The sequence below is a fragment of the Streptomyces sp. NPDC001292 genome (genome assembly GCF_042896465.1).
Classification (GTDB): Bacteria; Actinomycetota; Actinomycetes; order Streptomycetales; family Streptomycetaceae; genus Streptomyces.
Genome location: NZ_JBIAXG010000101.1, coordinates 1 through 7,146 on the forward strand (window position 1 = coordinate 1; position 7,146 = coordinate 7,146).

The 7,146-nt window shown below is 72.4% G+C and carries 2 protein-coding genes; both read left to right on the top strand.

What is annotated here, in order from left to right; genetic code table 11:
- Nucleotides 1-2,424 (top strand): condensation domain-containing protein (locus ACFY4A_RS42020; protein WP_390834592.1); only part of this gene is annotated, 2,424 nt, incomplete at its 5' end.
- A gap of 5 nt (nucleotides 2,425-2,429) precedes the next feature.
- Nucleotides 2,430-7,146, top strand: a 4,717-nt coding sequence (locus ACFY4A_RS42025) for an amino acid adenylation domain-containing protein (protein ID WP_390834593.1), incomplete at its 3' end; no start/stop codon positions are given.

The following is a 7,146-nucleotide window of genomic DNA, read 5'->3' on the forward strand; positions in this document are numbered from 1 at the left end:
CCCACGGAGACGACGGCGTTCACCACGCAGATCCCGTACGTGGCCGGCGATGCCGTACCGGCGAGTGTGCCGATCGGCCGGCCGATGGACAACGCGCGGACCTACGTGCTGGACGAGTTCCTGCGTCCCGTGCCGCCGGGCGTGACGGGTGAGCTGTACGTGGCTGGTTCGGGTCTGGCCCGTGGTTACGACGGTCGGCCGGGGCTGACGGCGGAGCGGTTCGTGGCCTGCCCGTATGGCGGCGGGCGGATGTACCGGACGGGCGACCTGGCCCGCTGGTCGAAGGACGGCCAGCTCCTCTTCTCCGGTCGTGCCGACGATCAGGTGAAGATCCGTGGCTTCCGCATCGAGCCCGCCGAGGTGGAATCCGCACTGGCCGCGCACGAGAGCGTCGCTCAGGTCGCCGTGATCGTCCGGGAGGACCAGCCGGGGACCAAGCGCCTCGTCGCGTATGTCGTCCCAGCGGGCGAGGAAGTCGACGGCGACGCCCTGCGGGAGTTCGCCGCACGGTCCCTGCCGGACTACATGGTCCCCGCCGCGGTCATGGGGCTGGAGTCTCTGCCCGTCACGGTGAACGGCAAGCTCGACCGGGCGGCGCTGCCCGCGCCGGAGTTCACCGCCTCTGTCGGCCGTGGTCCCGAGACTCCGGCGGAGGAACTGCTCTGCGGGCTGTTCGCCGAGGTGCTCGGTCTGGAGCGGGTCGGGGCCGAGGACTCGTTCTTCGAACTCGGCGGCGACTCGATCATGTCGATGCTGGTCGTGTCCCGGGCCCGGCGGGCCGGCGTGGTGATCACGGCCCGGCAGGTCTTCGAGCACAAGTCGCCCGCGGGCCTCGCCGCCGTCGCCGTGAGCACCGGCGCCGGGCATGCGCGGACGGAACCGGCGGAGGAGGACACGGGCGTCGGACGGGCTCCGCTGACCCCCGTCATGCTCGACATGGTCGAGCGGTCGGGCCAGAAGGCGCTGACCGGCGTGCTCTCCCAGTCGATGCTGGTCGAGACCCCTGCGTGCCTGGACCTGGCCTGCCTTGTGGCGGCTGTCCAGGTGCTGCTGGACCACCACGACATCCTGCGCGCCCGGCTCGAACTCTCCGACGGCACGCCCCATCTCGTGGTGCCGGAGCCGGGTTCGGCGGCGGCCGGGGACCGGGTGGTCCGGGTCGACACGGCGGGCCTGACCGCCGAGGGCTTGGCCGGCGCGATCCAGGAGGAGGGACGCCGCGCGGTGGACCGGCTGGACCCACGGGCCGGGGTGATGGTCCAGCTCGTGTGGTTCGACGCCGGACCGGACGCTCCGGGACGGCTGCTGGTGGCGGCTCATCACCTCGTCGTCGACGGCGTCTCGTGGCGGGTGCTCGTCCCGGACCTGGCCGCCACGTCCGCGGCCCTGCGGGAAGGGAGCGATCCCGGCCTGGAGCGCGGGACGTCCTACCGGCGCTGGGCCGGGACGCTGGAGAGCCAGGCCCTCAGCGCCGAGCGCACGGCCGAACTGCGGGCGTGGACCCGGCTGATCGGCGGCCCGAACCCGCTGCTCGGGAAGAGGGCGCTCGATGCGGCCGTCGACACCGTCGCCGGGGGTCTGCACCGGGTGGAGGTCACGGTTCCGGTCCCGGTGACGACGGAGCTGCTGACCCGCGTCCCGGCGGCGTTCGACGCCGGCATCGACGACGTGCTGCTGGCCGGGCTGGTCGCCGCGGTCGGCGAGTGGCGGCGCCGTCAGGGCCGTAACCTCGCGGGCGGCGTGCTGATCGAGGTGGAGAGCCACGGCCGTACTCCGCTCACCGACGACATGGACCTCACCCGCACCGTCGGCTGGTTCACCGGCTCCTACCCGGTGCGGCTGGAGCCGGGCACGACCGAGTACGCGCGGATCCGCTCCGGCGGTCCGGCGGCCGGCCGCCTGCTCCGGCGGGTCAGGGAGCAGCTGCGGGCGGTGCCCGGCGACGGGCTCGGCTTCGGGCTGCTGCGCCATCTGAACCCGAAGACGGCCGAGGCCCTCGCCGCCCTGCCTGCCCCCCAGATCGGCTTCAACTACCTCGGCCGCTTCACCGCCGGTCCGGCGACCTCGGCGACCTCGGCGGCTCCGGCGGCCGGGGGCGCCTGGCAGCCGGTGGGGGACACGGTCCTGGGCGGTACGGCCGACGCCGACACGCCCGCCTCCCATCTGCTGGAGGCCGGGGGCCTCGTACGGGACCTGCCCGAGGGGCCCGAGCTGACGGTGTCCCTGGTCTGCCCGGTCGGCCCCTTCGAGGAGAAGGCGCTCCGCGAACTCGCCGACGGCTGGGCCGCCATGCTCTCCGGACTGGCCTCCCACGTCCCCGACGCGGACGGCGCCCAGCCCGCCCCGTCCGACTTCCCGCTCGTTGCGCTGGCTCAGAGCCAGATCGATGCGCTTCAGATCAAGCTCTCCGGTGAAGAGGAGTGACCGCAGTGTCCCAGGTGCGTATCGAAGATGTGTGGCCGCTGTCGCCGCTCCAGGAAGGGCTGCTGTTCCACGCCCAGTACGACGAGCAGGCCCGTGATGTCTACGTGGAGCAGCGCGTCACCGATCTGGCGGCGCCGTTGGACACGCAGGTGCTGCGGGCGTCCTGGGAGGCGCTGCTCGACCGGCACGCCAGCCTGCGCGCCAGTTTCCAGCAGCCCGCGGGGATGCAGCAGGTCGTGCAGGTGGTGCTCCGGGGGGTGACCCTGCCGTGGCGTGAGGTCGACCTCTCGGGGCTGCCGGCCGCAGAGGCCGAGGCGGAGGCCGCGCGGCTCATCGCGGCCGAGCACGAGCGCCGCTTCGATCTGGCGGTTCCGCCGCTGCTGCGGTTGCTGCTGGTGCGGCTGGACGAGTCGCGTTATCAGCTTGTTCTGACGATGCATCACATTTTGCTGGACGGTTGGTCGCTGCCGGTTCTGTTCGGTGAGTTGTCGCAGTTGTATGCGGCGGGCGGTGATGTGTCGGTGCTGCCGCCGGTCACGCCGTATCGGGAGTATCTGGCGTGGCTGGGCCGTCAGGACAAGGAGGCGGCGCGGGAGGCGTGGCGCGAGGCGCTGGCGGGGACCGTGGACCCGACGCTCGTCCGCTCGGTCGACCGCTCGGCCGATCTGGCGCTGCCCGAGCAGGCGACGGCATGGGTCGACGACCGGCTGACGGAGGCGTTGGGTGAGGTCGCCCGTCGGCACGGTCTGACGCTGAACACCGTCATCCAGGGTGTGTGGGGTGTGCTGGTCGGGATGCTGACCGGCCGGAGCGACGTCGTCTTCGGCGCCGTGGTGGCAGGCCGGCCGGCGGATCTGCCGGGTGTCGAGCAGATGCTCGGGTTGTTCATCAACACGGTGCCGGTGCGGGTACGCCTGGACCCGCAACGTACGGTCGCGGAACTGCTCACCGAACTCCAGGTCCAGCAGGCCGAGCTCTTCGACCACCAGCACGTTGGGCTGGCGGAGATCCAGCGGATCGCGGGCCCCGGCGCGACTTTCGACTCCCTCGTGGTCTACCAGAACTACCCGGTGCCCGCCGAAGGCGGGCTCGTCCCGTCCGGCGGACTGCAGATCACCGGAGCGGCCAGCTCGGACACCGCCCACTACCCGCTGATCCTGGGCGTCGCCCCCGGCGACCGGCTGAGGCTCAGCTTCGACTACCAGTCCGACCTCTTCGAACCGGTCACCATCCAGGCCCTGGCCGGCCGGCTGATCCGGCTCCTGGAGCAGATCGCCGCCGACCCCGCGCTGCCGGTCGGCCGGCTCGCGCTTCTGGACCCGGTCGAGCGCGGCACTGTTCTCGAGGAGTGGAACGACACCGCTCAGCCGCTGTCCGCACGTACTCTGCCGGAGCTGTTCGAGGCGCAGGCGGCCCGGACGCCGGACGCCGTCGCGGTGGCCGGTGCGGGCGTGACGACGCTGACGTACGCGGAGCTGGACGCCCGGGCGGACCGGGTGGCGAGCTGGCTGGCCGGCCGGGGCGTGGGCCCGGAGAGCCGGGTCGGTGTGGTGATGGAACGGTCGGCCGAGCTGATCGTGCTGCTGCTGGGCGTGGTGAAGGCGGGCGCGGCGTATGTGCCGGTGGACCCGGAGTACCCGGCCGAGCGCATCGCGTTCATCCTGGGCGAGGCGAAGCCCTCGCTCGTGCTGACGACGGCCGCGCACGCGGGCAAGGCCGTCAGGGCCGTGCTCTGGGACGACCCGGCGGTGGCCGAGGAGGTCTCGGCGGCGGACGGCGCCGTTCCCGCGGGCGCCGTGTCGCCGGAGAGCCTGGCGTACGTGATGTACACGTCGGGGTCGACCGGCAGGCCGAAGGGCGTGGCCGTGACGCACGGGAACGTGGCGAGCTTCGTCGCGGACCGGTGCTGGCGTGATGACGTGCTGGAGCGGGTCCTTGTCCAGGCGAACCACGCTTTCGACGCTTCCACGTACGAGATCTGGGCGCCGCTCACGCGCGGCGGCCGACTGGTCGTCATGCGCCCCGGCGACGTCGACGCGGCCGAGCGCGGCCGGCTGATCGCCGAGCACGGTGTGACGAACGTGCACGCCACGGCGGGCCTGTTCGGCGTGCTGGCGGAGGAATCGCCGGAGATCTTCGCGGGCGTGCGCGAGGTGTCGACCGGCGGTGACGTGGTGTCGGCCTCGGCGATCCGGGCGCTGCTGGAGGCGTACCCGGAGCTGACGGTCAGGTCGACGTACGGGCCGACGGAGACGACGGCGTTCACCACGCAGATCCCGTACGTCGCTGGCGATGTCGTTCCGGCGAGCGTGCCGATCGGCCGGCCGATGGACAACGCGCGGATGTACGTACTGGACGACTGCCTCCGTCCCGTGCCGCCGGGCATGACAGGTGAGTTGTACGTGGCCGGGGCCGGTCTGGCGCGGGGGTACGACGGCCGGGCGGGGCTGACGGCGGAGCGGTTCGTGGCCTGCCCGTACGGCGGCTCGGCGGAGCGGATGTACCGGACTGGGGACCTGGCGCGCTGGACGCCGGACGGTCAGCTGGTCTTCGCGGGGCGTGCCGATGACCAGGTGAAGATCCGTGGCTTCCGGATCGAACCGGCCGAAGTCGAAGCGGTGCTGGCCGCGCACGAGAGCGTCGGCCAGGTCGCGGTGATCGTCCGGGAGGATCAGCCGGGCGCCAAGCGGCTGGTCGCGTACGTGGTCCCCGAAGGCGCGGGCGCGGACGCCAACGCACTGCTCGGCCATGTCGCCGACAAGCTGCCGGACTACATGGTCCCCGCCGCCGTGGTCCTCGTGGAGTCGCTCCCGGTGACCGTCAACGGAAAGCTGGACCGGGCCGCGCTGCCCGCCCCGGACCTCGCCGGCACGGCCGGACGGGCCCCCGCGACGCCGCTCGAAGAGGTGCTCTGCGGGCTGTTCGGCGAGGTGCTGGGCCTGGACTGGGTCGGCGCCGAGGACTCCTTCTTCGAACTCGGCGGCGACTCGCTCCTCGCGATGCGGCTGATCGCGCGGATCCGCGCGGTGCTCAACGCCGAGGTCACCGTCCGCGAATTGTTCGGCGCACCGTCCGCGGCCGGAATGGCCCGGCTGGTGGAGCACAACGACGAGGACGGCGTACGGACCGGTCTCGTCGCACGCGAACGGCCCGAGGTGCTGCCGCTGTCGTTCGGCCAGCAGCGCATGTGGTTCCTCAACCAGCTGGAGGAACAGGGGTCGGGCGCCGGATACAACGTGCCGCTGACCCTGAGACTCACCGGTGAGCTGGACGTCCCCGCGCTGGAAGCGGCGCTCGCGGACGTCGCCGACCGGCACGAATCGCTGCGCACCGTCTACTCGGAGACCGACGGCATCCCCCGGCAGGACATCCTGCACGGCCCCGCCGCACACCCGTCCATCAGGATCCGTGAGGTCACCGCCGAGAACCTGGCCGGTGTCCTGGAGGAGAGCGTCGCGCGCCGGTTCGACCTGTCGCGGGACCTGCCGTGGCGGACCGAGCTGCTGGTGCTGTCCGACACTGAAGCGGTGCTGGTGCTGGTGGCGCATCACATAGCCGTGGACGGCTGGTCGATGGGCGTCCTGTCCCGGGACCTCCAGACCGCGTACGCGGCTCGGCGGGCCGGCTCGGCTCCCGCCTGGCCGCCGCTGCCGGTCCAGTACGCCGACTACGCCCTGTGGCAGCGCGAGGTGCTGGGCGAATTGTCCGATCCGGACAGCCTGATCAGCGCCCAGCTCGGCTACTGGCGCGACGCGCTGGCCGAGCTGCCCGAGGAACTGACGCTCCCTGTGGACCGTCCCCGGCCCGCGATGTCCTCGTTCCAGGGCGAGTCGCTTCCGCTGCGGCTCGACGCGCACACGCACGCCGAGCTGGTGAAACTGGCCCAGCAGGGTTCGGCGACGATGTTCATGGTGGTCCAGGCGGCGCTGGCGATGCTGCTCGCCCGGCTCGGCGCCGGCGCCGACATCCCGCTGGGCACCACGGTCGCCGGCCGAGGGGACAGCGCCCTGGAGGACCTCGCCGGGTTCTTCGTCAACACCCTCGTGCTGCGCACGGACGCGAGCGGCGACCCGACGTTCGAGGACCTGCTGGCACGGGTCCGGGAGACCGACCTGGCCGCGTACACGCACCAGGATGTGCCGTTCGAGCGCCTCGTGGACGACCTGAACCCGGTGCGCTCGCTGTCCCGGAACCCGCTGTTCCAGATCATGCTCGTCCTGCAGAACCTCCCCCAGACGCAGGGGCCGTGGGAGCTGCCTGGCCTCCGGATCGAGCCGATGCCGGCCGGCGACACGGTCGCGGCCCGCGTCGACCTGTCCGTCAACCTGGCGGAACGCCGCGACGAGGACGGCGCCCCCGCCGGGATCGTCGGCGATCTCCAGTACGCCACCGACCTGTTCGACAGAGCGACGGCCGAGGCCCTGGCCGTTCGGCTGGTGCGGGTGTTGGAGCAGGTGGCGGCCGATCCGTCGCTGCGGATCAGCCGGCTCGACGTGCTCGACGCCATGGAGGAGCACGCGGTCGTGGAGGGATGGAACGACACGGCGTGGTCGGTGCCGGGGGTGTCGTTGGGGGGGTTGTTCGAGGAGCAGGCGGCGCGGACGCCGGATGCCGTGGCGGTGATCGGCGCTGGGGAAGTCACGCTGACGTATGCGGAGTTGGATGCCCGGGCGGGGCGGGTGGCGAGTTGGCTGGCCGGTCGGGGTGTGGGTCCGGAGTGCC